Origin of the sequence: Streptomyces gamaensis (assembly GCF_042656465.1) — a bacterium.
In the GTDB taxonomy this organism is placed as follows: Bacteria; Actinomycetota; Actinomycetes; order Streptomycetales; family Streptomycetaceae; genus Streptomyces; species Streptomyces gamaensis.
In genome coordinates, this window is record NZ_JBHSPB010000008.1 from 202,724 (window position 1) to 227,081 (window position 24,358).

Annotated in this window: 23 protein-coding genes; 5 read left to right on the top strand and 18 right to left on the bottom strand. The window is 71.4% G+C overall.

The window, feature by feature from the left end; genetic code table 11:
- Window positions 1-30 precede the first annotated feature (30 nt).
- Window positions 31-1,164, top strand: a complete 1,134-nt coding sequence (locus ACFP1Z_RS15550; protein ID WP_390316887.1) for a PLP-dependent cysteine synthase family protein — start codon at window positions 31-33, stop codon at window positions 1,162-1,164.
- A gap of 43 nt (window positions 1,165-1,207) precedes the next feature.
- On the opposite strand, the gene ACFP1Z_RS15555 is transcribed toward ACFP1Z_RS15550, so the two are convergent.
- The 7 genes from ACFP1Z_RS15555 to gndA form a co-directional block, all read right to left on the bottom strand.
- The gene (locus ACFP1Z_RS15555) at window positions 1,208-1,702 is read right to left on the bottom strand and encodes an SRPBCC family protein (RefSeq protein ID WP_390316888.1); all 495 of its coding nucleotides are present in this window, start codon (window positions 1,700-1,702) and stop codon (window positions 1,208-1,210) included.
- 100 nt (window positions 1,703-1,802) lie between these two features.
- Window positions 1,803-2,648, bottom strand: a complete 846-nt coding sequence (locus tag ACFP1Z_RS15560) for a DeoR/GlpR family DNA-binding transcription regulator (RefSeq protein ID WP_390316889.1) — start codon at window positions 2,646-2,648, stop codon at window positions 1,803-1,805.
- A gap of 85 nt (window positions 2,649-2,733) precedes the next feature.
- Entirely contained in the window at window positions 2,734-5,139 is a 2,406-nt protein-coding gene (locus ACFP1Z_RS15565) for a right-handed parallel beta-helix repeat-containing protein (protein WP_390316890.1), read from the bottom strand.
- A gap of 102 nt (window positions 5,140-5,241) precedes the next feature.
- Window positions 5,242-5,847, bottom strand: coding sequence for an Rv1733c family protein (locus ACFP1Z_RS15570; RefSeq protein ID WP_390316893.1), 606 nt, complete (start codon window positions 5,845-5,847; stop codon window positions 5,242-5,244).
- A 195-nt stretch (window positions 5,848-6,042) separates the two neighbouring features.
- Window positions 6,043-6,876: an MOSC domain-containing protein gene (locus tag ACFP1Z_RS15575; RefSeq protein WP_390316895.1), complete on the bottom strand. Its 834-nt coding sequence runs from the start codon at window positions 6,874-6,876 to the stop codon at window positions 6,043-6,045.
- Window positions 6,877-6,964: 88 nt separating this feature from the next.
- Complete coding sequence (locus ACFP1Z_RS15580; RefSeq protein ID WP_390316896.1) at window positions 6,965-7,501, bottom strand: DUF6643 family protein; 537 nt, start codon at window positions 7,499-7,501, stop codon at window positions 6,965-6,967.
- 209 nt (window positions 7,502-7,710) lie between these two features.
- Window positions 7,711-9,171 carry an NADP-dependent phosphogluconate dehydrogenase gene (gndA, locus tag ACFP1Z_RS15585; protein ID WP_390316897.1) on the bottom strand — a complete coding sequence of 487 codons (1,461 nt, stop codon included), beginning with the start codon at window positions 9,169-9,171 and terminating at the stop codon, window positions 7,711-7,713.
- 456 nt (window positions 9,172-9,627) lie between these two features.
- Between gndA and ACFP1Z_RS15590 the strand changes: the two genes are divergently transcribed.
- The 3 genes from ACFP1Z_RS15590 to ACFP1Z_RS15600 all read left to right on the top strand — a co-directional run bounded on the left by ACFP1Z_RS15590 (window position 9,628) and on the right by ACFP1Z_RS15600 (window position 11,433).
- A complete protein-coding gene (locus ACFP1Z_RS15590; protein WP_390316898.1) occupies window positions 9,628-10,269 on the top strand; it encodes a hypothetical protein in 642 nt (213 codons plus the stop codon).
- A complete protein-coding gene (locus ACFP1Z_RS15595; protein ID WP_390316899.1) occupies window positions 10,266-10,448 on the top strand; it encodes a MerR family transcriptional regulator in 183 nt (60 codons plus the stop codon). The genes ACFP1Z_RS15590 and ACFP1Z_RS15595 overlap by 4 nt, the downstream gene beginning before the upstream one ends.
- A gap of 136 nt (window positions 10,449-10,584) precedes the next feature.
- On the top strand, window positions 10,585-11,433 hold the full coding sequence (locus tag ACFP1Z_RS15600) for an arylamine N-acetyltransferase family protein (protein WP_390316900.1): 849 nt from the start codon (window positions 10,585-10,587) through the stop codon (window positions 11,431-11,433).
- A 23-nt stretch (window positions 11,434-11,456) separates the two neighbouring features.
- Here the strand turns inward: ACFP1Z_RS15600 and sigJ are convergent, their stop codons facing one another.
- Window positions 11,457-12,386 (bottom strand): RNA polymerase sigma factor SigJ, encoded by a 930-nt coding sequence (sigJ, locus tag ACFP1Z_RS15605; RefSeq protein ID WP_390316901.1) that lies wholly within the window; start codon window positions 12,384-12,386, stop codon window positions 11,457-11,459.
- Window positions 12,387-12,586: 200 nt separating this feature from the next.
- Here sigJ and wrbA point away from each other — a divergent pair, with 200 nt between their 5' ends.
- Entirely contained in the window at window positions 12,587-13,198 is a 612-nt protein-coding gene (gene wrbA, locus ACFP1Z_RS15610) for an NAD(P)H:quinone oxidoreductase (RefSeq protein ID WP_390316902.1), read from the top strand.
- 73 nt (window positions 13,199-13,271) lie between these two features.
- On the opposite strand, the gene ACFP1Z_RS15615 is transcribed toward wrbA, so the two are convergent.
- The 10 genes from ACFP1Z_RS15615 to ACFP1Z_RS15660 form a co-directional block, all read right to left on the bottom strand.
- Window positions 13,272-14,735, bottom strand: a complete 1,464-nt coding sequence (locus ACFP1Z_RS15615; protein ID WP_390316903.1) for a multicopper oxidase family protein — start codon at window positions 14,733-14,735, stop codon at window positions 13,272-13,274.
- A gap of 116 nt (window positions 14,736-14,851) precedes the next feature.
- Window positions 14,852-15,967 (bottom strand): methyltransferase, encoded by a 1,116-nt coding sequence (locus ACFP1Z_RS15620; protein WP_390316904.1) that lies wholly within the window; start codon window positions 15,965-15,967, stop codon window positions 14,852-14,854.
- Window positions 15,968-16,007: 40 nt separating this feature from the next.
- Window positions 16,008-16,889, bottom strand: coding sequence for an LLM class F420-dependent oxidoreductase (locus ACFP1Z_RS15625; RefSeq protein ID WP_390316905.1), 882 nt, complete (start codon window positions 16,887-16,889; stop codon window positions 16,008-16,010).
- A 128-nt stretch (window positions 16,890-17,017) separates the two neighbouring features.
- Window positions 17,018-17,497, bottom strand: coding sequence for a carboxymuconolactone decarboxylase family protein (locus ACFP1Z_RS15630; RefSeq protein ID WP_390316906.1), 480 nt, complete (start codon window positions 17,495-17,497; stop codon window positions 17,018-17,020).
- 103 nt (window positions 17,498-17,600) lie between these two features.
- Complete coding sequence (locus tag ACFP1Z_RS15635) at window positions 17,601-18,680, bottom strand: methyltransferase (RefSeq protein ID WP_390316907.1); 1,080 nt, start codon at window positions 18,678-18,680, stop codon at window positions 17,601-17,603.
- Window positions 18,681-18,752: 72 nt separating this feature from the next.
- Window positions 18,753-20,339, bottom strand: coding sequence for a class I adenylate-forming enzyme family protein (locus ACFP1Z_RS15640; protein ID WP_390316909.1), 1,587 nt, complete (start codon window positions 20,337-20,339; stop codon window positions 18,753-18,755).
- 29 nt (window positions 20,340-20,368) lie between these two features.
- Window positions 20,369-21,367 carry a methyltransferase gene (locus ACFP1Z_RS15645; protein WP_390316910.1) on the bottom strand — a complete coding sequence of 333 codons (999 nt, stop codon included), beginning with the start codon at window positions 21,365-21,367 and terminating at the stop codon, window positions 20,369-20,371.
- Entirely contained in the window at window positions 21,364-22,521 is a 1,158-nt protein-coding gene (locus ACFP1Z_RS15650; protein ID WP_390316911.1) for a DegT/DnrJ/EryC1/StrS family aminotransferase, read from the bottom strand. The genes ACFP1Z_RS15645 and ACFP1Z_RS15650 overlap by 4 nt, the downstream gene beginning before the upstream one ends.
- 5 nt (window positions 22,522-22,526) lie before the next feature.
- Complete coding sequence (locus tag ACFP1Z_RS15655) at window positions 22,527-23,087, bottom strand: cupin domain-containing protein (protein ID WP_390316912.1); 561 nt, start codon at window positions 23,085-23,087, stop codon at window positions 22,527-22,529.
- 114 nt (window positions 23,088-23,201) lie between these two features.
- The gene (locus tag ACFP1Z_RS15660; RefSeq protein WP_390316913.1) at window positions 23,202-24,269 is read right to left on the bottom strand and encodes a type III polyketide synthase; all 1,068 of its coding nucleotides are present in this window, start codon (window positions 24,267-24,269) and stop codon (window positions 23,202-23,204) included.
- Between the last annotated feature and the right edge of the window lie 89 nt (window positions 24,270-24,358).

Genomic DNA, 24,358 nt, shown 5'->3' on the forward strand with positions numbered 1-24,358 from the left:
ATCCCGGACCGACTGCGCGAGGAGCGGCGCGTGGACAGCTCAGCGAACCCGGGGGAGCCCCCCGGACCTGCCCCCACCCTCGACGTCGACCGCAGCGACTCCGCCTACCGCGCCTGGCTCGCCGAGGCCGTCCGCAAGGTGCGGGCCGACGCGAACCGCTCCGCCGACACCCATCTGCTGCGCTTCCCGCTGCCCGAGGAGTGGAACGTCGACCTCTACCTCAAGGACGAGTCCACCCATCCCACGGGCAGTCTCAAGCACCGCCTCGCCCGCTCGCTGTTCCTCTACGGGCTGTGCAACGGCTGGATCCGCCCCGAGACCCCGGTCATCGAGGCGTCCAGCGGTTCCACCGCCGTCTCCGAGGCCTACTTCGCCCGGCTCGTCGGCGTGCCCTTCGTCGCCGTCATGCCGCGCACCACGAGCCGCGAGAAGTGCCGCCTCATCGAATTCCACGGCGGACAGTGCCACTTCGTGGACGACCCGCGCTCGATGTACGCGCAGGCCGCCGAGCTCGCGCGGCGGTGCGGCGGCCACTACATGGACCAGTTCACCTACGCCGAGCGGGCCACCGACTGGCGCGGCAACAACAACATCGCCGAGTCCGTCCACGGCCAACTGCGCCTGGAACGGCACCCGGTGCCCGCCTGGATCGTCGCCACGGCCGGCACCGGCGGCACCTCCGCGACCATCGCCCGCTACGTGCGCTACCTCTCCCAGCCGACCCGCGTCTGCGTCGCCGACCCGGAGAACTCCTGCTTCTTCGACGGCTGGCGCAACCACGACCTGGACGCCCGCAGCGAACGCGGCTCGCGCATCGAGGGCATCGGCCGGCCCCGCATGGAACCCAGCTTCCTGCCCGGCGCCATCGACCGGATGATGAAGGTGCCCGACGCGGCGAGCATCGCGGCGGTGCGCGCGCTGGAGACGGCCATCGGCCGCAAGGCGGGCGGCTCGACGGGCACCGGGCTGTGGGCCGCCCTGCGGATCGTCGCCGAGATGCTCGGCCGCGGCGAGCACGGCAGCGTCGTCACCCTCCTGTGCGACCCGGGCGAACGCTACCTCGACACCTACTACTCCGACACCTGGCTCACCGCACAGGGCCTGGACATCGCACCCTACGCGGCCACCATCGAGACGTTCCTCGCCACCGGCCACTGGAACTGACGCGGCGTCAACCCGGTGGCGCGTCATGCGGCGTCATGCGGCCTCATACGGCGTGTGCGCGCAGCGACGCCAGCCGCAGATCGAGCCTGCGCACCGCGTCGTGGAAGGAGTGCCGCAGCACCGGCCGGCCCAGCAGCAGCGCCAGCCGCGCCGGGGCCGAGGCGTCCACCGCGTACCCCAGCCGCACCACCGTGCCCTGCCCCGCGGGAAAGAGCCGCCACTCCTCCAACAGCGCCCGCAGCCCCGGCGCGTTGGTGGCCTCCACCCGGTACGCGTACCGCTGCCCGGGCTCCTCGGCCATCACCGTCTCGATGAAGCACGCCCCGCCGAACAGCCGCACCTCGCGCCCCCTGCGGCCCGCCGACTCCAGGGGCCGCGCCAGCGTCACCACGCGGAACCAGCGGGACCAGCCCGTCACGTCCTCGGCCAGAGCGCGGTAGACCTCCTGCGGCGAGGCCGCCAGCCGGGTCGCGAAGGAGAAGCGCAGCGGTGCGCTGTCGGCGAAGTCGAGCCCTACGGGGCGGAGCGTGCGGGCCATGGGAAGAACACCACCCATCGGTCGGTCGGGCGCTTGGGGCGCGCACACCATAGCCCCGACGGGGCCCGGCCACGAAGCCGTGGCCCCACCCGGCCGGCAGTCAGAACTCCGCCGTGCCGGGCCCCGATTCGGCCACCACCAGCCGCGGCAGCCGCTCGGCGATCTCCGCGCGCGCCGCGGCCGGCAGACCCCCGTCCGTCACCAGGGCGTCCACCTCGTCGAGCGTGGCGAACGAACTCAGGCCCACCGTCCCCCACTTGGTGTGGTCCGCCACGACCACCACGCGCCGCGCCGAGCGCACGAAGTGCCGGTTGGTCTCCGCCTCGGCGAGGTTGGGCGTCGACAACCCGGCCTCCGCCGATATCCCGTGCACCCCGATGAAGAGCACGTCGAAGTGCAACGAGCGGATCGCCGCGTCCGCCACCGGGCCGACCAGCGTGTCCGAGGGCGTGCGGACCCCGCCCGTCAGCACCACCGTCGCCGCGCCCGGCCGCGGCGCGGCAGCCCCGCCGCCCGCCGCCCGCCGCGCGCCGTGGAAGACCTCGGCGACCCGCACCGAGTTCGTCACCACCGTCAGGTCCGGGATCTCCAGCAACTGCTGGGCCAGCGCGTACGCGGTCGTCCCGCCCGCCAGCGCGATCGCGCTGCCCGGCGCCACCATCCCCGCCGCGGCCCGCGCGATGTCCTGCTTGGCGTCCGGCTCCAGCACCGACTTCGCCTCGAAGCCGGGCTCGTGCGTCGTCGCCTCCGCGACGGGCACCGCGCCGCCGTGCACCTTCTCCACGACGCCCTGCCGGGCCAGCGCGTCCAGGTCGCGGCGCACCGTCATGTCCGAGACCCGCAACCGCCGTGTGAGCTCGTTGACCCGCACCCCGCCGCGCCGTCGGACCTCGTCCAGGATCAGGGCACGCCGCTGCTCCGCCAGGAGATTTCGGGTCTCGCTCATCCGGCCCGTCCTTTCCGGTCAGCCGCCGTCCGATGTGCGCGCTCATCCTCCCACGCGCCCCGGCACCCGCCGCCGGCCGTCCCGTTCAGGGCAGCGCGGGCAGATCGCGCGGGTAGAGCAGGGTCAGCTCCTCGGTGCTGGGCTCGGCGAGCTGCGCGACCCGGCCCGCGTGCCGCTCCACCATCGCCTCGAAGGTCTGCCGCGCGGTGCGGCCGTTGCCGAAGGCCGGCCCCTTGGGCAGCTCCGTGAAGTACGCGAGCAGCGCCTCGGCCGCCCCCGCGCCGAGCCGGTACTCGTGCTCCTCCGCCTGCTGCTCCACGATCCGCAGCAGCTCCCGCGGCCCGTAGTCCCCGAAGGTGATGGTGCGCGAGAACCTCGACGCCACACCGGGGTTGACCGTCAGGAAACGCCGCATCTCCTCGGTGTACCCGGCGACGATCACCACGACCTCGTCCCGGTGGTCCTCCATCAGCTTCACCAGGGTGTCGATGGCCTCCCGGCCGAAGTCCCGCCCCGAGTCCTCGGGGGCCAGCGCGTACGCCTCGTCGATGAACAGCACCCCGCCGCGCGCCCGGTCGAAGGCCTCCTGCGTGCGGATCGCGGTCGAGCCGATGTGCTCGCCCACGAGGTCCACGCGCGAGACCTCCACCAGATGGCCGCGCTCCAGCACCCCGAGAGAGGCCAGGATCTCGCCGTAGAGCCGGGCCACCGTGGTCTTGCCGGTCCCCGGCGAGCCGGTGAAGACCAGATGGCGGCGGACCGAGGCGGCCTTCAGCCCGGCCTCCTGCCGCCGCCGCCCGACCTCGATCATGTCCGTGAGCGCGCGGACCTCCCGCTTGACGCTCTCCAGGCCCACCAGCGCGTCCAGTTCGCCCAGCACCGTCGCCGGCGAGCGCCGGGCGGGCCCCTCCTGGGAGCGCTGCACCGGCACCCCGAGGCTGCCCAACGGCCGCAGCGGGGCCGTCTCCACGGCCGTGGCCGCCGCCACCGGCCGCACCGGCGAGGAGAGGCCGACGGCCCTGTCGTGCTCGTCGCTCGTGCAGCCCTCGCTGACCGGGCCCGCCTCGGCGAACTCGTAACCGCCGCGCGCGCAGCGCTCCGTACGGCAGCGGCTGAGCGTCGTGCGGCAGCCGTCGATGATGTGGAAGCCGTAGCCCTCACTGCCCGTCACCCGGCAGTCGTCGAAGGTGCCCCTGCCGCCCGCCGAGACGTAACAGCCCGCTTCCACCGGTGAACTGACCGTGCAGCGCGTCACCGTGGGGTCGGCGCCCTTGGTGACGATGACGCCGGTCGCCGTCGCGTCGATCACGCAGTCCGTCAGCTCCCCGCCGCTGCCGTGGTCGCGGAACCAGGCCCCGGTCGCGGCCTTGTGGATCCGGCAGTCCTCCAGATGCGCGGCCGCGCCGTCACTCACCGACACGGCGGTGCCGCGGACTTGGGCCAGATCGCTGTCGCGGGCGTCCACCCGCGAACCGCGGTCCAGCACGAAGACCGCGTCCGGCACGTCGCGCACCCGGCAGGAGTCGAGCGCCGCGCTCGCCCCGTCGCTCACCCACACCGCCGGGTAGTCGCCGGTCGCCTCGTGGATCTCGCACCGGTCCGCCTCGACGCGGGTGCCCGGGTCCCACACCGACAGCCCGTTGCGGCCGAACCCGCGCACGGTGCAGCGCGTCATGGCCAGCGTCGAGCGGGAGCGCAGGTCGACCCCGTTCTCCGGCACGTCGTGAATGGCGCAGTCGGCCAGCGCGAGCACCGCGTCGGTGTCCAGGGTCACGCCGTCCCCCGACGTGCGGTGCACCCGGCAGTCGGTGAGCCGGCCCGCCGCGCGCGCCGTCACCTGCACGCCCGCGCCCCTGACCTCGTACACCTCGCAGCCGACGGCCTCCAGCGCGCTGCCCTCGCCGGTCAGCGACAGGCCCGCGCCCGAGGTGTGGTGCACCCGGCAGCGCTCCAGCCGCGGCCGGGCCCCGTCGCGCACCGCGACCCCGCACTGGCCGGCGGCCTCGACCTCGCACTCCTCGAACAGACCGCCCGCCCCGTCGAGCACGGCGATGCCCACCCCGCCGGCGTTGTCGACCGCGCAGCGGCGCACCGCCGGCCGGGCCCCGCCGCGCACCTCGATGCCCACCGAGGAGCGCGTGACGATCCGCAGCCCCGCCAACTCCGGTGCCCCGCAGTCGATCCGCAGCGCCGGCGACGCCGCGTCCTGCCCCTCGATGTGCAGGTCCTCCAGCGCCGCCGAGGCCCGTACGGTCACGGGCACGCCGTCGGCCGGGGCGATGCGCACCACACCGCGCGTGCCGTCGGTGCCGCGCAGCGTGACCGCGCGGGCCAGCACCAGGTTCTCCCGGTAGGTGCCCGGCGCCACGGACAGCACGTCCCCGTCACCGGCCGCCTCCAGCGCGGCGGACAGCGAGTCGTACTCGCCCGTGCGCCGCCTCCAGCGCGACGTGCCGGCGTGCGTCACCTGGACGACCGGGCCCTGTGCCATGGTGCTTGCTCCGCCCCCACCTCGTGCGTACTGCGTTCCTCCGGGACGTGTGCGTGCCGGCCGGACCCACCGTAGCGCGCGCGGGCCGCGGGAGTTGACCGGTCAGCTGCCCGCGTCCGCCCGGCCCCAGGTGTGGCCCGCGCGCTCCCAGGCCAGCTCCCAGCGCGCGTACCGCCGGCGCAGCATCCGCCACAGCACCAGCCGGCGCATCCCCTCGACCGCTCCCGCCGCGCCCGCGGCGGCACCCGCCCCGGCGAGGGCCGCCTGCACGGCGGCCGTGCCGCGGTCCATGGGACGGCCCGCGACCCGCCCCCGGTCGTCGGTCCACAGCGGGAAGCGGTAACCGGGGCTCGGCGTCCGGCGGACGGCGACCTGGCCGGAGAGCTGCCTGCCGTCCGGACCCGGCCAGCCGGCGATCACCCGATGGTGGCCCTCGCGGCCGGCCGCGGCCTCCGTCTCCGTCTCGGCGGCCCGGCCCGGCAGCACCTGCAGGGTCGTGGCCGTCACCAGGTGCCGGTGCAGCTGCTGTTCGCGAGCGGTCTCCAGCAGCGCCCGGTGGGCGAGCGATCCCGTCGCCCAGCCGACGGCCGGACCGGCGAGCAGCATCAGGACCAACGCGGCCACCCCCAGGGCGGCCTCCAGGACATCGGTGCGGCGGCGCAGTGGATTGCGGCGCCAGCGCCAGGTCCACCATGTCGTGGCGCGCATTCCGCTCACCCCCTTCCGCGTCCGTAAATACCTCACCGGAGGCGGCACATGCGGTGGTAGGCGACGGAGAGACCAAAATCACCCCGTGCGGGGGTTGTTGTCGGCGGAAGATTGACGGTCGGCGGGACTACGGCACGCCCGGACGTGCCGGCGGCCGTGCCGGTGGACGTGTCACCGGAGGTGCCACGGGAGGTGTCACTGGAGGATCTCGACGGTGTCGCCGACACGCAGCACACCGGTGTGCTCCGGGACGAGGTTCTGGCCGAACACCGCCTGCTTTCCGATGCGGTGGTGCCGGGCGAGCGTGCGCAGCGGCTCCTTGCCGCGCAGCGCGGTGCGCTGGTCTGTCGTGGTCACCACGCAGCGTCCGCAGGGTTTGACGACGCGGAAGGTCACCTCGCCGACGCGTATGCGCCGCCAGCCGTCCTCGGCCCAGGCGGCGGTGCCGCCCACGACCACGTTCGGCCGGAAGCGGTTCATCGGCAGCGGCCCTTCCGCGGCCCGATCGCCCGACGCGATCAGGGAGTTGAGCGCGTCGAGCGAGCCCGTGGTGGTGAGCAGCAGCGGGAAGCCGTCGGCGAAGCTCACCGTCTCCCCGGGCCGCCCGTAACCGGGATCGACGGGGCGACGGACCTCGGGGGCGTCCAGGTGCACCAGGCGGGCCGCGGTGCCCAGATACGCGCTCAGCCACTCCCCGGCGGCGGCCCCCGCAGGCACCCCCTGGACGCTGTCGCGGAAGACCCGCACCGTGACCGTGCCCTGCCCGCCCGGCACGGCGGGCACGGCCACGTCGAGCGGCTCCATGCCGGGCGCGCACAGCCGGACACCACCGCCGTCCAGCAGGAACGCCGACGCCAACGCGAGCCGGGGCTCCTGCCGTTGAGTGATCATCGAGCCGTGCTCGTCCACGACCATCCACCGCCGGTCCCCGGCGAGCCCCCACGGCTCCACGGCCGCCTCGTCGGGCGTCGACCCTGCCATCGACTTGACGGGGTAGAAGTGGACCGAAGTCAGTACAGGTGCGGACATGCCGCTATCTTGCCACCGGGCCCGGCCCCCGCCCCGGGGCGCCCGCGGTGAGCCGGGACACCCCGGACCGGACCGGTGGCCGGCCGGCTCAGTAGCCGCCCTGGCCCTGGTACGGGCGCTGGTACGGGTCCTCGTACGGCGCGGGCGCCGGGCGGGGCGCGACCGGGCGCATCGCCTCGAAGCCCGACGGGCTCGTCGACACCGCGCCCGAGGGGCCCGCGGACGGGCTCGACGGGCTCGCGGGGGAGACCGGGCGCTGCTGGTACGGCTGCGCGCCCGGGTAGCCGCGCGGTGCCGCCGCCTGCTGCGGGATGTACGGCGCCGGGGCCTGCTGCAGGCCCGGGGGCTGCGGCGCAGCGGGCGCCTGGTAGCCGTACGGCGGGGTGTGCGCCGCGTAGCCGGGCTGCTGGGCCTGGGGCGCGACCGGGGGCTGGGGCGCGGCGGGGGCCGAGGGCAGGGCGGGGAGAGCGGGCAGCTGGCTGCCGCCGTCGAACGGTGCGGAGACCCGGATGGGGGCGATCTGGGGGGTGCCCCGCTCGGCGACGAGGCTGTCGTAGATCGGGGTGTCCGCGAAGGACGGCGTGGAGCGGTAGCCACCGCCATAGGTGCTGCGGGGGGAGGTCATGGCCCATAAGTTAAGCCCATGCCCACGGCCCGGTCTACGCCACGGTGTCCCTTGACGCTGCCCTGACCTGCAAAGAAGCAGGTCAGGGCAGAAGCGGCGGATCGGGAGCCATCGGACGTCGGCACACTCGGCCGTACGGGGCGCCCGCTCCGGGGCGCGCGCCGACATTCGGCTGACGGGCCGTCAAATGTCGCGTTCCACCAGGGAGTTCAGCCGGTCTGCTCCTCGTCGCGGTCCCCGCTCCAGAGGGTGTGGAAGGAGCCCGCCCGGTCCGTGCGCCGGTAGGTGTGCGCGCCGAAGAAGTCGCGCTGCCCCTGGGTGAGGGCGGCGGGCAGCCGGTCCGCGCGCAGCGCGTCGTAGTAGGCGAGCGCCGCCGAGAAGCCCGGGGTGGGCACGCCGTGCGCGACGGCCGTCGAGACGACCGAACGCCAGGCGTCCTGCGCCGTGCCGACCTCGTCCGCGAAGTCCTCGTCGGCGAGGAGCGTGGGCAGTTGGGGATCCGCCGCGAACGCGGCACGGATGCGGTCGAGGAACGCCGCCCGGATGATGCACCCGCCGCGCCAGATCGCGGACACCGCGCCGAGGTCGATGTCCCAGCCGTACTCCGCGCTCGCGGCGCCGATCATGTTCCAGCCCTGGGCGTAGGAGACGACCTTCGAGGCGTACAGCGCCGCCTCGACCCGGGCCGCGAACTCCTCGGCCTCCGCCGGGGAGAGCGCCTCGCGGCGGGGCCCCGGCAGCGCGCTCGCGGCCCGGCGCAGGTCGCGGTGGCCCGAGACGGAACGCGCGAAGACGGCCTCGGCGATGCCGGAGACCGGGACCCCGAGGTCCAGGGCGCTCTGCACGGTCCAGCGGCCGGTGCCCTTCTGCTCGGCCTCGTCCGCCACGATGTCCACGAACGGCGCGCCGGTGGCGGCGTCGGTGTGGGCCAGCACCTCGGCGGTGATCTCGATGAGGTAGGAGTCCAGGCGCCCGGTGTTCCAGGAGCGGAAGATCTCGGCGATCCGGGCGGGGGAGTGGCCCGCGACGCGGCGCAGCAGGTCGTAGGCCTCCGCGATGAGCTGCATGTCGGCGTACTCGATGCCGTTGTGCACCATCTTGACGAAGTGTCCGGCGGCGTCGGGGCCGATGTGGGTGCAGCAGGGGCTGCCGTCGGGGGCCTTGGCGGCGATGGACTCCAGCAGCGGGCCGAGGGCCTTGTAGGACTCCACCGATCCGCCGGGCATGATGGCTGGTCCGTTGAGGGCGCCTTCCTCGCCGCCGGAGATGCCGGTGCCGACGAAGTGGATGCCCTTCTCCCGCAGGGCCTTCTCGCGGCGGCGGGTGTCGAGGAAGTGGGCGTTGCCGCCGTCGACGATCATGTCGCCCTCGTCGAGGAGCGGGGCGAACTCGTCGATGACGGCGTCGGTGGCCTCGCCGGCCTTGACCATGACGATGATGCGGCGGGGCTTCTGGAGGGCCGCCACGAACTCTTCGGCGGTCTCGGCGGGGACGAAGGCCCCCTCGTGGCCGTGCTCGTCGACGAGGGCCTTGGTACGGGCCGTTGTGCGGTTGTGGACCGCGACGGTGTGGCCGTGGCGGGCGAAGTTGCGGGCGAGGTTGCTGCCCATGACGGCGAGCCCGGTGACGCCGATGTGAGCGGTGGGCTGGGTGGCGGGGGCGCTGGCCATTGCGGTGTTCCACTCCTGTCGCGCTCGTCTGAAGAGGTGCGCGCGGCGTCGACGCCGAAGGGGCCGAAGACCTTCCCCCCGGGCAGCCGGGCGTCGCCGGGTCATCGTCGCACGGGACGGCCGGAGGGGGGCGGGGAGTGCGGACGCGGTGACCCGGGGTCTGTCACCTTCTCCGCCCGGCGGATCCGACGAATCCGTGGTCCGGCCGTGCGACCCGGACAAGGAGCGGGGACTCCATTGACGAACTACTGGCGAATATGTTTCCCGGGGAAATGTCGACAGCGTGTTTCGCGGTCTTCCCGCGTAAGCCGGTGCGCTGCCCCGTCGTAAGGTTGACAGTGAAACGGTATTGATTTGTCCGGCCGAATCGGGCATGCTCTGCTAAAGGCCACGGGGGAACTTCGGTGCTTGTTGTGCGCTCCCCCGTACGCTCGTCAGTCGCCAAGGGGGATGCCCGTGACCGATTGCGTTCCGAACCGCGATTTATCCTGCTCCAGGAAACATGCACAGGGAATGCGCGCTGCCGGTTCCGCTCTGTGCATCCCCTGTGCCGGGCAGGTGGAACACCACCTGCGGGCGCTTCCCGACCTTCACCGGGAATGCCTGCACCATATGCCTTCGGCGGCCTGGCGAAGAAACCCGACGAAAGTTTCCGGGAGCCGCAAGCAGGATCATCTCAATGTTGCCGCGTTCGATGCCAGGAACAACGCACTCGCCGTCCTGGATTCCTGGTCGGAGCTCACCGCGGAAAAGCTCGGAGTCGCTGCCCCGACCTGCTCCGTCCCCCACCTGGTCCGCTTTCTGCTCGACCACCTGGAATGGCTCGTCGCCCAGCCCGCCGCTGCCGATTTCGCCGATGAGGTCGAGGGCCTGCACAGGGAACTGCTGGACGTTGTCGAACCCGAGGACGGCGGTCTCTCCCCGTTCGCAGGAAAGTGCGTCGTGGACGGCTGCGCGGGGACGATACAGCCCTCGTCGCACCGTACCGGGAACGCCGGCAGGACCAGCATCGGCTGCTCTTTCGGACACGCATGGGAGATACGCGAATGGCTCATCCTGCGGCACCTCATGGACCGGCCGCGCAAGGACATCGCGTGACCAGGCCGCCGCGCCACAGACTCGTGCCGACGCAGGTGGCCGCCCTCGCCGTGGGCGTGTCCGAGGCGACCATCCGGAAGTGGGTGAGCCGCGGGAAGATAACCCGCTACGGCACCCCCGGCCGCTCGGAGTTCGACATCGAGGAACTCACGGAGATCGCATTGCGGCGCCGGCAGTGAGCCGGGCGACGGCACGGCCCCCGACCGGGCGGGGCACCGCGACACCCCTGGAGTACTAGGTCCAGCGGAGGATGGCCTTCCGGCACGCGGCTTCTTAGGGTCGCAAGTGTCCGAGAGACGTCGCGGAAGGAAAGCCATGGCCGGGCCGAGCGGTTCTTTATGGGGCGGGGAGCAGTTGGACCTCGCCGCCTATCTGGCACGTGTCGGGTACGAGGGCGAGCGCGTGCCGACGCCCGAGGTGCTCAGCGCGCTGCAAGCCGCGCACATCGCGTCGATGAGCTGGGAGAACCTGGAGGTCGTCCTGGGGCGGACCGTCCGGCTCGACCTGGAGTCCCTCCAGGAGAAGATGGTCCGCCGGCGGCGCGGGGGCACGTGTTCCGAGCAGACCCTCCTCTACGCCGCGGCCCTGGAGGCGATCGGCTTCACCTTCACCGCGACGCAGTCGCGCGTCCGTCTGGGCGTCGACAAGATCCGCCCTGCCACGCACGCGTCACTGCGGGTGGAGCTGGACGGCGAAGTGTGGCTCACGGACGTCGGCTTCGGCGCGGAGGGGCTGCTGGCGCCGCTGCGGCTGCGGGAGGGGGAGGTGGCGCGGCAGGGGAGCTGGACGTACGGGCTGGTGCGCGGCGAGGCCCCGACCCCGGGCACGGCCGGGCCGCTGGTGCTGCGACAACTGCGCGCGGACGGCTGGTTCGACCTGTACGCCATGGGGACCGAGCCGCGCTTCCCGGTCGACTTCACGATGACCAACCACTTCACCTCCACCCACCCGCGCTCACCCCTCAACGACAAGCTGCTGGTCCAGAAGACCGCGCCCGAGCGGCGCCTGACGCTGTACAACACCGACCTCATCACCGTCCTGCCGGACTTCACGGTCGACAAGCACCAGGTGACGGCGGAGGAGCTGCCCGGGCTGCTGGTACGGGAGTTCGGCGTCGAGCTCAGCGCGGAGGACGCCGACGCGCTCGTCGCGCGCTACCGGTAGTCACCGGCCGGCAGGGGAGACGGTCAGCCCGTCCAGGGACGGAGTTTCTCCGGGTTCCGCACGGCCCAGATGTTCGTGATCCGGTCACCTGCCATGCCGAACGCCAGCACCGTCACGGTGACGCCGTCCTGCTGGGCCACCAGACCGGGCCGGCCGTTGACACTGCGCTCCAGGATCGTCAGACCGGGGGCCTTGCCCGCGACATCGACGAAGAACCGGGCGACCTGCTCGCCGCCCTGGACCGGGTGGGGCTCGGCGGTGACGACGCCGCCGCCGTCGGCGACCGTCATGACACCGGGGTCGAGAAGGCGGACGAGAGCGTCGATGTCGTTGGCCTCCCAGGCCTGTTTGAAGTCCCTGACGACGTCCGCGCGCCGGGCGTTGGTGGTCACGGGAGGCTGCTGGGCGCGAACCCGGCGGCGGGCCGACGAGGCCAGCTGACGGCATGCCGCCGGCGTACGGTCGAGGATCTCCGCGATTTCGGCGAACGAGTAGTGGAAGACGTCGTGCAGGACGAACGCGACGCGCTCGGCCGGGGTCATCGAGTCGAGGACGACGAGGAAGGCCATGTCGACCGACTCGTCGAGGGTGACCCGGTCGGCCGGGTCGACGGAGCCGCCCGAACGCCCGCTGATCCACTCCTCGCGGTCGGGCACGGGCTCCGGGAGCCATTCGCCCACGTACCTCTCCCGCCGGGCCCGTGCCGAACCCAGCAGGTCGAGGCAGATGCGGCTGGCGACCCTCGTCAGCCAGCCGCCCGGGGAGGCGATGGCCTCCCGCTGTTCCCGGGACATGGCGTACCAGCGGGTGTACGTCTCCTGCGCGACGTCCTCGGCGTCGGCCAGCGAGCCGAGGAACCGGTAGGCGAGATTGATCAGTTGTCGGTGCTCGCCCAGGACCGTGCTCAGGCCCGGATCGAGCTCTCCGTCCTGTAACTCGGACTGCATGCTCATGTGTTGCCGACTCCCTTGGCCGCGCCTGCCCTGACCGGTTCTCCGGTGCGCCGCACGGAAGCGACGCACGTCACCTCACATTACAAGGGACTGTGTCGTCGTACTGATGGAGGCCGCCGGAGCCGGCCGTCCCGAGCGGACGGCCGCGACCACCGGCAGCACCCGTGGGAAAGCACCAATGGACAAGGGAGTTGATTGTGATGGCTGTCAACGTTGCTGTGATCTACTACAGCGCGACGGGAAATGTGCACGCGCTGGCGCGGGCCGCTGCCGAGGGGGCGGAGAAGGCGGGCGCGAACGTGCGGCTGCGCCGGGTCGCCGAGACCGCCCCGCCCCAGGCCATTGCCTCCAACCCCGCCTGGGACCAGCACGTCAAGGAGACCGCTCCCGGCGTCGAGGTGGCGGCCCTGGACGACCTGGTCTGGGCGGACGCCGTGATCTTCGGTACGCCGACCCGTTACGGCAACCCCGCCAGCCAGCTGCGGGCGTTCATCGACACCACCGGACAACTGTGGTTCCAGGGCAGGCTCGCCGGGAAGGTCCTCTCCGCCTTCACCTCCAGCACCACCCTCCACGGCGGACAGGAATCCACCATCCTCGCCCTGGCCAACACCTTCTACCACTGGGGCGGCATCATCGTGCCCCCCGGCTACACCGACCCCGTCCAGTTCCAGACCGGCAACCCCTACGGCGCCTCCCACGCGGGCAGCGAGGCCCCCTCCGACATCACCCTCCAGTCCGCCGCCTACCAGGCCCGCCGCGTCACCGACATCACCACCGCGCTCAAGAACGGCCAGAGCGCCAACGGCTGACCCACCCGCCCCGGGCACGGGGGAAACGTGACCGGCGCGGCCGACACTCCCGTCGGGCCGCGCCGGTCACGGTTCAGGCGATCTTCATGGTCGCCATCATGCCCATCGCCGAGTGGTCGAGCATGTGGCAGTGGTACACGTACGTCCCCGCGTACGTGTCGAACGTCGCCTGCAGTCTGACCGTCTCGCCGGGCTGGAGCACCACCGTGTCCTTCAGGCCCGACTCGGCGGGCCCCGGTGCCTTCCCGTCGCGCTCGATCACCCGGAACTGCACCAGGTGCATATGGAAGTTGTGCGGGATCGTCGTATTGGCGTTGGTGACGGTCCAGATCTCGCTGGCGCCGTGGCGGACGAACGCGTCGACCCGCTGGGGGTCGTACACCTTGTCGTCCAGATAGGCCTTGGGGGCGGCCCGGCCGTCCTCGTCCATGCGCAGCACGACGGTGCGGCTGCCTGTGGGGGCGGGCAGCGGCGGAAGGGTACGCAGCACGGAGGGGACGGAACTCGGGTCGTCGGCGGTGTGCGTCACGTCGAAACGCATCACCTGGCCGACCTGCTCGGCCGGCCCCCAGGCCACGGTGTTCTGCAGGACCACCTGGGTGCCGACCGGGTAGCGCGAGAAGTCGATGACGACATCGGCGCGTTCGCCCGAGGACAGGTAGACGGACTTGGTGGTGTGCGGCCTCGGCAGCAGCCCGCCGTCCGAGCCGATCTGTGTCAGGTCGCCGCCGTCCGCGAGGCGCAGCTCGAAGAAGCGCATGTTGGACGTGTTGGCGAAACGCAGCCGGTACTTGCGGGCGGCGACCTCGAAGTACGGGTAGGGCGCGCCGTTGACGAGCAGGGTGTTGCGGGCCCAGTCGCCCATGGAGTACTGGAGCCGGCCCGTCGCGTCGAAGCGCGCGTCGCTGATCTGGATCACCACGTCGTACGCGTCCTTGGGCAGCGGCAGCGCGTCCTCGGCCTCGTCGGAGAGCAAGTAGCTGCCGTGCAGGCCCCGGTAGACGTTCTCCGCCTCCTGGTGGTGGGCGTGGTCGTGGTACCACAGCGAGGCGTGCGGCTGCTTGTTGGCGTACGTGTAGACGCGCTCGCCGCCCGGGTCGACGGTGTCCATCGGACCGCCGTCGCTGTCCTGCTGCACCGAACCGCCGTGCAGATGGCGGGAGATCGGCACGTCCAGCCCGTTGCGCTGGCGGATGACGACGGGGCGGCCGCGGCGTGCCTTGATCGTCGCGCCGGGGAACTGTCCGTCGTAGGTGAGCAGCTCGCTCCGGGTGCCGGGCAGGATCTCCTTGGTGACCTTGCGCGTGGTGACCTCGTAGGTGTCCACGCCGCCGTCGGTGGAGACCGGCCGGGCCACCGGGATCAGGGGCATCGGCACCGTGAACAGCGGCACGGGCGGGGGCGCTGAACCGGTCGGCGCCGGTGTGTTCGCGGCCTCGGCACCGCCGGCGGTGAGCAGGGGCACCAGCGAGGCGCCGGTGAGCCCCGCGGCGGCGGTGGCGATTCCTGCGCCGAGCACACGGCGTCTGGTGAGCATGAGGTGTCCTGTCTTTCGTGAGGGCGTGCCTGGTCGGGCTGGTGTGATCCACCAGAGCCCCTCGTCCGGCCGCCTGACAAGTACTTGCCGTGCGATCGACGAGGGGCTCTGTCAAGTCACCCCGCCCGACGTGCCTGTTCCGCCCTCGCGGGGCAGGGGGCGGTCTTCGTCGCGCAGATGACGGCCTGCACGGGGATGACGTCGTTCGGCACGTCGGCGGCATCCTTGGTGACGGCGTTCGTCACCGTGAACCCGCACTCCTCCAGCCATTTCTGATAAGTCGACAGTTTCTGTGGCCCGCCCTGCCCCATGGTGCAGCCGATGAAGAAGGCCGGGAAGAAGTCGACGTTGTAGTTGTCGGTGTCCCTGATGTCCTCGGGATACACCGGCACCATGATGTTGACCTGGCCGCCGATCTCAAGGGACTTGTTGACGCCTTCGAGGATCCTGAAGACGTCACTCCTGTCGAACATGTCCAGGAAGTGCTTGATGAGCACGACGTCGAATCCTTGGGGGATCTCGTCGAAGACGTTGCCGCCGATGAAGGAGCAGTGTTCCTCCACGCCGTGCGACCGGAAGTTCTCCAGGCACTCGGTTTCCTTCTCCGGCAGGTCGAAGGTCGTCACCCGGAGCCCGGGAGAGGCCTTGTGCCGGTAGGTGTGGATCGCGCCGAGACCCGTGTTCCCGGCGAGATCGAGCACCCGGGCGCCGGCCGGTATGTCGATGGTGCCGAAGAACCAGGGGTCGATATTGGCGGTGACGTTGTCCATCAACGTCGACCAGGCGTCCCGCAGATCCTTGTGCTCGGCCACGATGTCGTACAGCGTTCCCCCGTCGGATCCGTAGAGCTCCTTGAGGCCGACGATCGTGCCGGTGCGTACGCTGTCGGTGAGGTAGAACAGCTGCCTGAGCGCTACCACCTTGATCATGTTCATATAGGTGAGCGCGCGCCGGAGGTCGCTCTCGGCGACGTCCGCGAGCGCGTCGAGGACGTAGCCGCCGGAGGCCTCGTCGTGGGCGACGAAGCCCTCCTTGACCAGCAGGAGCAGGAGCTGTTCCACGGCGTCCGGCCGTTTGGCGCCGACCGCCTCGCCGAGCTCGGCCGCGGTCAGGCCCGGCTGCTCGCGGAGTCTGTCGATGATGCCCAGCTCGAAGCAGGACAGCAGACTCATGAACCGCGCGGGACCGACCATGTATTCGCGGAACCGCGCGAGGGTGGCTTCTGGTGTCATTGCTGTGATTCCTTTCGCGTGGACGTCGGCACCGTCGGGGTCAGTACTGCTGCGCGGCCTTGGCGACGTCCTTGAGGAACGTCCGTTCCGCTCCGGTCGGGAGCGTGACCAGGACGCGGTCGGCGCCGGCCGCCGCGTAGTCGTCGAGGCGGTCGAGACGGGCGAGCGTGACGGTGATCTCGATCCGGCCGCGACCGGCCGCGGCGGCCCGCTCCTGCAACTCGGCGACCCGCGCCCGGAAGAGGCCCGCGTCGTCGTGGTGGCCGGGCATCCATCCGTCGCCGTAGGCGAGCACCCGGTCGAACGCGTTGGGGTGGTCACCACCGACGAAGGTCTTCGGCCACGGCTTCTGGAAGGGCTTCGGCCAGGAGTAGACGGGGTCGAAGTCGACGAACTCGCCGTGGTACTCGGCCTGTTCGCTCGTCCAGATCCGCTGCATCGCCGCCATCCGCTCGGCCATGAGCGTCATCCGGGTACGGGGGTCGGTGCCGTGGTTGCGGATCTCCTCGTAGTTCCACGGCGATCCGACACCGACCCCGAACAGCAGCCGCCCGCGCGACAGTTGGTCGAGGGTGGCGATCTCCTTGGCGAGCTGGATGGGATGGCGCTGCACCACCAGGCAGATCCCGGTACCGAGCCGCAGGGTCGAGGTGACGGTGGCCATCGCGGTCAGGGTCAGGAGCTGGTCGCGGTTGCGGTGGAAGTCGCGGGGCATGTCGCTCGTCGACGCGTCCCCCAGGTCGTCGCGGTCCGCGATCCTCACGGTCCGGGAACTCGCGGCCCAGGGGACCGCGCGGTGGACCGGCACATGGCTGTGGTCGGGCACGAAGACCGACTCCAGGCCGAGACCCTCCGCCTCGCGGGCGAGTTCGAGCGGGTCGAGGCCCTCGTCCGTGTTCATGGAGAACACACCGAACTTCATTGGTTCTTCACCTTTCCGTAGCGGACATCGCGTCCGACCGGTGGTCAGGTCGTACCGGGGTACGGAACGAAACCGGGGCCGGAGCCGCCCCTGTGGACGGCTCCGGCCCCGGTACGGGCGTCTGCCGGCTATCCGCCGAACTGGCGGGTCCAGCCGTGCTCGTAACTGCCGCCCGGCTGCTGGGTGATGACGTTCATACGGTTGACCAGGTTCATGAAGGCGACCAGCGACACCAGGGCGGCGAGCTGGTCCTCGTCGTAGTGCTTGGCGGCCCTCGCCCAGACGTCGTCGGGGACTCCGCCGGCCGCGTCGGCGATGCGGGTGCCCTCCTCGGCGAACTCCAGGGCCGCACGCTCGGCCTCGGTGAACACCGTGGCCTCCCGCCAGGTCGCGACCAGGTGGAGGCGCTGCGCGCTCTCCCCGGCGCGCGTGGCTTCCTTGGTGTGCATGTCGGCGCAGAAGCCGCAGCCGTTGATCTGGCTGATGCGGAGGGACACCAGCTCCACCGTCGGGTGCGGCAGCACCGGGAACACCTTGTAGGACGCGGTGATGTACTTCAGGAACTTGAGCGAGACCGGGTTCTCGTAGATGTTCAGACGGGGATCCATGGCGAACTCCTCTGCTCTGCCGTTGTCGGCGCTACACCTTTACGACCCGGTGGACCGGCACGATGTGAGCACGCATGGGCGTGATGTCCGTCACCCGGCTGTCCTACAGGTGCGCGACCTTCCGCGCCGAGATGATGGCGTGGACGGGGAAGGCGTCCGGCGGGGTGTCGGCGGGGTCCTTGACCGTCACCTTCGTGATCTCGAATCCGGTTTCCTCCAGCAGGGCCCGGTAGGCCGACAGCTTCTGCCCGCCGCCCTGCGCCTGGGCACAGCCGAGGAAGAAGGCGGGGTAGAAGTCGACGCTGCGGGGATCGGAGGAGTCCTTGTTGTGCTCCGGGTACAGCGGCACCAGGAGTTCGACCTGCCCGCCGGCCTCCAGCGCCTTGTTGACATTGGTGAAGATCGCGAACACCTTGTCCTTGTCCCACAGGGCCAGGAAATGCTTGACCAGCACGACGTCGAAGCCCTTGGGGACGCTCTCGAAGACGTCACCGCCGATGAACGAGCAGTGCTCGGCCACGCCGTTCGCCCGGAAGTTCTCCAGGCACTCCTCCTCCTTCTGCGGCAGGTCGAAGGTGGTCACCCGAAGGCCGGGCGATCCTTTCAGCTTGTAGGTGTCGATCGCGCCGAGGCCGGTGTTCCCGGCGAGATCGAGCACCTGGGAGCCGGCGGGAATGTCGATGTTGTCGAAGAACCACGGATCGATCTGGGCGGTCTCCGCGTCCATCGCCCGTCCCCAGGACTCGCGCAGGTCCTTGTGCTCGGCCACGGCGCCGAACAGGGTGCCCTCGTATCCGTAGAGCTCCTTGAGGCCGACGACCGTGCCGGTCCGCACGCTGTCGGTCAGGTAGTACAGCTGCCGCAGGCAGGTGACCTTGACCAGGTCCATGAAGGCGAGCACCCGCTCGATGTCGGCCTCCGGGAGGGCGCCGAGCGCGGCGAGGGAGTAGCCGCCGGTCTCCTCGTCGTAGCCGACGAAATCCTCGTGGACCACCAGGTTCAGCAGTTGTTCCACGGCATCGGTCTTGGCGCCGACCGCGTCGGCGAGCTCGGCCGCGGTCATTCCCGGGTTCTCCCGGAGCCTGTCGATGATGCCGAGCTCGAAGCAGGACAGCAGGTTCATGAACCGCGTGGGGCCCATCATGTAGTCGCGGAGTCGCGCGAGTGTGGCCTGCGTCGTCATGTCACTGATCCCCTCGGTCGGTTGTCGTGTTTCCATTGATCGCCTGCGATGTCCGAGCTGCCTGACGTTTTCTCATGTCCGGTTCTCCAGCTGTTCCTTGAGCCGTTGGGCCAGGGCGAGCCGCTGCACCTTGAGCGTGGCGGTCCTCGGCAGTTCGGCCTGGGGGATATGGACCGGGTCGGTCAGCCGGGGGAAGTCGGCGGCCGCCGCGCGCCAGCGCTCCGGGTCCAGCGGCTTGTCGTCGACCGTGCAGACCACCGGGACCGGCTCGGAGTCCGGGCCCTGCACCACGACCAGTTCGGTCAGCTCGTCCAGCCTGCTGAGCACGGCGTCCTCGACCTCCAGGGAGCTGCGCACCCCGTCGATCATGTCGACCTCCCGGTCGAGCATGTGCAGACAGCCGAGCCGGGTGCGGTAGCCGACGTCCCCGGTCCGCCACCAGTCGCCGTCGCGGTTGATGTCGTACCGCTCCTGCTCGGCGAAGTAGGTCTTCGCCAGGCCGTCCCACGCGACCTCGATGAAGCCGGGTTCCTTCTCGGACGGTCTGCGGCCGTCGCGGCCCACCACGCGGACCTTCGCGGCGCCCAGCGGCATCGCCCAGCCGACGCAGCGCCCGTTCGCCCTGTGCGCGGTACGGCGGAAGTAGGCGCGGCCGACGGCCGGGCCGACCTCGCTCTGCCCGTAGATCTGGAAGAAGAGGGCACCTCGCCGGTCGGACGACTTCAGCAGCCGGCTCATCGTCCTGGGGTGGATCGCGTCGAACGTACTGCTGAAGACCTTCACCGACGCGAACGGTCTGCGCGGGTCCTCGGTGAGCCCCTCCCACTCCATCAGCGAGTTGGGGAGCGCCTCGACGAGCCCCGGCCGGTGCTTCAGGAACTGCTCGGCGACGGCGTCGGGCCCCGGCTCCCGCAGGAGCAGGATCGGGAACTCCTTGGCGAGGGCCAGGGCCATCGCCGCGACCATCCGCGAGTGCACGAAGGGGATGTGGATCGCGACGGTCTCCTTCTGCCGCATCAGGGACAGCAGCCGCCACTGCGGCAGGAGACGCAGGCCCTGGGTGCGGGGCGTGTGCACGACGAGCTTGGGGAGCCCGGTCGTGCCGGAGGTATGGGTGATCACGGCGGCCTCGTCGACCGGCCGGATCACCGGTGCGACCCGGGGCGAACCGGCCAGGCCGGCGAGCGAGCGCGCCCCCGGCCGCTCGCCGGCCACGAGGACGACCCGCTCGGTGAGTTCCGCGAGCGGGACCCCGGCCAGCCCGTCGAGCTTCGGCGTGTCGGTGAGGAGGCCGGGCCGGCCCAGCCGCTGGAGCAGGGCGGCGACGGTCGGGGCGTCCAGGGCGGGCGACAGCATCACCGGGACCGCTCCGATACGGGACGCCGCCGCGCCGAGCATCCAGATGTCGGCGTTGGCGGTCTTGTGGACCACGACGCGCTCGCCGGGCCGGACACCGGCCGCCCACAGCCGGGCCGCCAGGTCGTCCACCGCCTCGGCGTAGCGGGCCACCGTCAGATGCCGCCCCGCCTCGGGCAGGACGTCCAGATCGTGATCGAGCGTGATCGGTGCCGACCCGTTGACGGCCGCGGCCATCCCCGGCAGAAGACCGATGTGCAGACCGCGCTTGTGTATCGAGCGGTAGACCGTGGAGCCCTTCATCGGGCTGCCTCCCTTCTTTCTCGCGCGTTTCACTGTCTGGCGATGACCAAGGTGGCCGGCGGTGCCGAGTGGAACGAGATGTCCTCGAAGCCGGCCTCGGTGAGCCAGGCGTGGTAGTCGGAGCGCCGCCACGTTCCGCCCTGCTTGCTCTTGAGGAGCATTTCCGAGGCGAACAGGAGCGGGAAGGCGGGGCCGCTGCGGTCGTCCTCGACGACGTAGTCGCACACGACCAGGGCGCCGCCGGGCTTGAGGGCCTTCCTGAGCCGGGTGAAGACCGCCACGTTCTCCCGCGGCCCTTCCTGGTGGGCGATGTGGGAGTACAGCGCGACATCGTGGGCGGCGGTGCCGAAGTCGGTGGTGTGGAAGTCGCCGTCGACGCAGGAGAACCGGTCGGCCACGCCCCGCTCCGCCACCAGGCGCCGGGCGATCGCGTTGATCGGCGCCCAGTCGAGCTGGGTCGAGCGCGCGGCGGGGTTGCGCCGCAGCCAGACGGCCGAGTAGATGCCCGAGCCGCCGCCCACGTCGAGGATCGAGATCTCCCCGGCGTCCGCGAGGCGCAGCACGTCGGCGGCGACCTCCGCCGCCGGAACCGACTGCGCGGCGATGGCCGGGACGACCTCGCCCCAGTGCGGGTTGTCGGCGACCTCCACCGCCGCGTCCGCGACGGGGCCCCCGACGCGGACGACTTCGGGCAGGGAGACCAGATTGCCCATGTGCTTCAGCTTGAGCCGGGCGAGGCCGCTCAGGTCGGCGGGCCGGCCCTCGACCAGGAAGGCGGACGCCTCGGCGGTGTTGCGGTAGGCGCCGTCCCGCAGTTCGGCCAGGCCGATGCTGACGAGCCCGTCGAGGAGGGTCTGGGCGCCCCGCTCGGAGATCCCGGCGCGCCCGGCCAGCCGGGCGGCGGTGTCCGCGCCGTCTTCGAGGTGGGTGAACAGCGAGTGGCCCGCCGCGGCGCCGAGGACGCCGGTGGCCCAGTAGCCGTTGATCAGACGCAGGATCCCGTCCGGCGCCGGCTGCTTGTCCGTCATGCCGCCCCTCCCACGAGCCGCGCGGGTGCCGCGTGGGTCCGCAGCGCGGGACGCAGGACCTCCACGACCCGTTCGACCTGGTCCATGCCGAGCTCGGCGTGCATGGGTATGGCGAGGTGACGCCGGTAGAGATCCGCCGAGACGGGGCACCGCCGGCCGGAGGCGAACACGGGCTGGAGGTGGGTCGCCCACGTGCCGTGCCCGCATCCGACGCCCTGGCCCCGCAGATCGGCGGCGAGCGCCGCACGGTCCACCCGCGGGTCCAGCGCCACCAGATAGGACTGCCACGCGTGCGTACGGTCCTGCGGTACGTGAGGCAGCGTCAGGAGTTCTTCGTCGGCGAGCAGTTCGGCGTAGCGTGCCGCGACCGCGCTCCGGTGTGCGAGGAGTTCGCCGATCCGGTCGAGCTGCACCCGCAGAATCGCCGCCGCGATGTCGGACAGCTTGTAGTTGTAGCCGACCTCGGTGAACTCCGGGACCGGCAGGCCGATGACCTTCGACCGGTCGAAGATGCTCCCGATGCCGAAGGACGACCGCAGTCTCGCGTCCGCCGCGACCGCCGGGTCGGTGGCCAGCAGGGCCCCGCCCTCACCACTGGTGGCGCCCTTGCGCCCGTGGAAGGACAGACACGCGACCTCCGCCAGCGCACCGGCCTCGCGCCCCTGGTACGTGGCGCCCACCGCACAGGCCGCGTCCTCGATCAGGAACAACCCGTGGCGGTCCGCGATCGCCTGCAGCTCCGTGTAGTCCGCGGGCAGCCCCACCGTGTCGACCGCGATGATCCCCACCGTGCGCGGACCGACCAGGTCCGCCACCGCCCGGGGGTCGACCGTGCCGGTGTCGGCACGCACGTCGGCGAAGACCGGGACCGCGTCGACCTGGCGCACCGCGTGGGCGGGTGCCGGGAACGTGTAGTCGGCGACGACGACTTCGTCGCCCGGCTGGACGCCGAGCGCCAGCAGGGCCAGGTGGAGCGCGACGCCGCAGTTGCTCACCGCGACCGCGCCGCCCGCTCCGTAGCGCTCGGCCAGCTCGGCCTCGAGCGCCTTGCCGCTCGGGCCCTGGCCGGCCGGCCAGCCGGAGGAGAACACCTCGGCGACGGCGGCCAGTTCCCGCTCGCCCAGGCTCGCGTGCACCAGGGGAATGGACTCCACCGCGCTCACCTCCCGTCGTGCCGCGCGCCGTGCCGGGCGGGGCCGGGGCGGGCCGGGGGTTCGTAGCGGAGCGGCGTGATCTGACGGACGTCGTACCGCTGACGCATCCGCTCCACGGCCTCGGGATCGACCCGGCCGGACGCCCAGATCTCCGCGATGTCCTCGAAGTAGTGCTCGTGGTCGGGCGAGGGGTAGCTCTGGAACAGCATGCGCGCCGGTCTGTCCGTGGCGTTCCTGAACGCGTGCGGTGTGCCCGGGGGAACGAACATGCAGGCGCCCTCGCCCGCGTGGACGACGTGATCCCCTTCGGAGGACTTCCAGTCGTGCCAGGTGTCCCCGGTGCGCTCGGTCGGCTCGAAAGCCAGCAGGTCCAGCTCTCCTTCCAGGACGTAGAAGAACTCCTGGGAGTGGTCGTGCACATGTGCCCCGACATCGAATCCGGGTGGTACGACCACCTCGAAGATCGATACGGCGGAACCGTCCGCCGCGGTGGCCTTGAAGGTCACTTCCTGCGCCGGGGTGATCAGTTTCCGCCCCTGGCCCGGGGGAACGATGAGGCCCGTCATTCGACTCGCTTCCTTTGCCTGTGCGTGCCTGTGCGGGTCCCGCTGGTGTCCGCGCGGATCCCGCTGTCGGTGAACTCCCGCTCGGGGGGAGCCCGGTGATGCGCTCCGCCGGCCTCAGCCGACGTGCCGCGGCGCGTCGTCGGCCCAGCGGCCGAGCGCCATCTCGGCGGTGATGCCGGGACCGAAACCCGCGATGAGACCGCGGGCGTCCGGCATGGGGGTGTCCTCCTCGAACAGCCTGAGCGCCGCGTCGAGGACGACCGCGCTGGCGATGTTCCCGTACTGGGTCAGGGTCGCCCAGCTGTGCCGGAACACCTTGCGGTCGACGTCGAGGAACTTGGCGAGGTCGTTGAGGATCCGCGGTCCGCCGGCGTGCACGATGTAGAAGTCGAGGTTCCCGGCGTCCCAGTCCTGGCCGGCGGCGAACTCGCGCAGCACCGGCGCCAGCGGCTCCATCGTCCCGGGCACCCGGCGGTCCAGCTGGAAGTGGAAGCCGGTGTCGCGCACGGCGTAGGAGATCCAGTCCTCGGTGTCCGGGATGAGGTAGGAGGCGTTGCGCTCCAGCTCGATTCCCGTGCCGCCGTCGCCCCGTACGACGGCGGCCGCGACCGCGTCGCCGAACAGGCCGTCGGACAGCAGCGAACCGATATTGTCCTCGTCGGGCTGGTAGCACAGCGAGCACAGCTCGCACGAGACGATCAGGACGTTGCTGCCGGGGTGGGCCACGCAGAAGTCGTGGGCGCGGTTGATCGCCGCGCCGCCCGCCGCGCAGCCCAGTTGCGCGATGGGGATCTGCCGTGTGTCGGAACGGAAGCCCATGCGGTTGATCAGCCACGCGGTCAGTGACGGCATCAGGAAGCCGGTGCACGACACATAGATGATCGCGTCGACGTCACGTACCGTCAGTTCGGCGTTCTCCAGGGCTTGTTCGATGACATCGGGGCAGCGCTTCTTCGATTCCGCCTCGTAGATACGGTTGCGTTCCGTCAGACCCGGGTGGAGAAGCGTCTTCTCGATGGGCTGGACGATGTGCCGCTTCGCCACCCCCGTGTTCCGGATCAGACGGAGCGCCAAAGGGAGTTGGGGCTTTCCGGCGTGGACTCGTTCGGCGAAGGCCAGAGTCTCTTCCGCCGTGATGACGAATTCCGGTACTTGCACGGACGGCTTGCACAGCCTTGGCATGGCGGGAGCCTGCTTTCTCTAGAGTCTGCTTTCCGCACGTCAAGCAGCTTTCGCGCGCTCACGCGGCTTCCCCGGGCCGGGGCAGGGGC

Bases quoted from the DNA above. Each gene is read 5' to 3' on its own strand.
- ACFP1Z_RS15555 (WP_390316888.1), bottom strand. From the start codon at position 1,702: ATGGCCCGCACGCTCCGCCCCGTAGGGCTCGACTTCGCCGACAGCGCA.
- ACFP1Z_RS15560 (WP_390316889.1), bottom strand. From the start codon at position 2,648: ATGAGCGAGACCCGAAATCTCCTGGCGGAGCAGCGGCGTGCCCTGATC.
- ACFP1Z_RS15565 (WP_390316890.1), bottom strand. From the start codon at position 5,139: ATGGCACAGGGCCCGGTCGTCCAGGTGACGCACGCCGGCACGTCGCGC.
- ACFP1Z_RS15570 (WP_390316893.1), bottom strand. From the start codon at position 5,847: ATGCGCGCCACGACATGGTGGACCTGGCGCTGGCGCCGCAATCCACTG.
- ACFP1Z_RS15575 (WP_390316895.1), bottom strand. From the start codon at position 6,876: ATGTCCGCACCTGTACTGACTTCGGTCCACTTCTACCCCGTCAAGTCG.
- ACFP1Z_RS15580 (WP_390316896.1), bottom strand. From the start codon at position 7,501: ATGACCTCCCCCCGCAGCACCTATGGCGGTGGCTACCGCTCCACGCCG.
- gndA (WP_390316897.1), bottom strand. From the start codon at position 9,171: ATGGCCAGCGCCCCCGCCACCCAGCCCACCGCTCACATCGGCGTCACC.
- ACFP1Z_RS15600 (WP_390316900.1), top strand. From the start codon at position 10,585: ATGGCCGGGCCGAGCGGTTCTTTATGGGGCGGGGAGCAGTTGGACCTC.
- sigJ (WP_390316901.1), bottom strand. From the start codon at position 12,386: ATGAGCATGCAGTCCGAGTTACAGGACGGAGAGCTCGATCCGGGCCTG.
- wrbA (WP_390316902.1), top strand. From the start codon at position 12,587: ATGGCTGTCAACGTTGCTGTGATCTACTACAGCGCGACGGGAAATGTG.
- ACFP1Z_RS15615 (WP_390316903.1), bottom strand. From the start codon at position 14,735: ATGCTCACCAGACGCCGTGTGCTCGGCGCAGGAATCGCCACCGCCGCC.
- ACFP1Z_RS15620 (WP_390316904.1), bottom strand. From the start codon at position 15,967: ATGACACCAGAAGCCACCCTCGCGCGGTTCCGCGAATACATGGTCGGT.
- ACFP1Z_RS15625 (WP_390316905.1), bottom strand. From the start codon at position 16,889: ATGAAGTTCGGTGTGTTCTCCATGAACACGGACGAGGGCCTCGACCCG.
- ACFP1Z_RS15630 (WP_390316906.1), bottom strand. From the start codon at position 17,497: ATGGATCCCCGTCTGAACATCTACGAGAACCCGGTCTCGCTCAAGTTC.
- ACFP1Z_RS15635 (WP_390316907.1), bottom strand. From the start codon at position 18,680: ATGACGACGCAGGCCACACTCGCGCGACTCCGCGACTACATGATGGGC.
- ACFP1Z_RS15640 (WP_390316909.1), bottom strand. From the start codon at position 20,339: ATGAAGGGCTCCACGGTCTACCGCTCGATACACAAGCGCGGTCTGCAC.
- ACFP1Z_RS15645 (WP_390316910.1), bottom strand. From the start codon at position 21,367: ATGACGGACAAGCAGCCGGCGCCGGACGGGATCCTGCGTCTGATCAAC.
- ACFP1Z_RS15655 (WP_390316912.1), bottom strand. From the start codon at position 23,087: ATGACGGGCCTCATCGTTCCCCCGGGCCAGGGGCGGAAACTGATCACC.
- ACFP1Z_RS15660 (WP_390316913.1), bottom strand. From the start codon at position 24,269: ATGCCAAGGCTGTGCAAGCCGTCCGTGCAAGTACCGGAATTCGTCATC.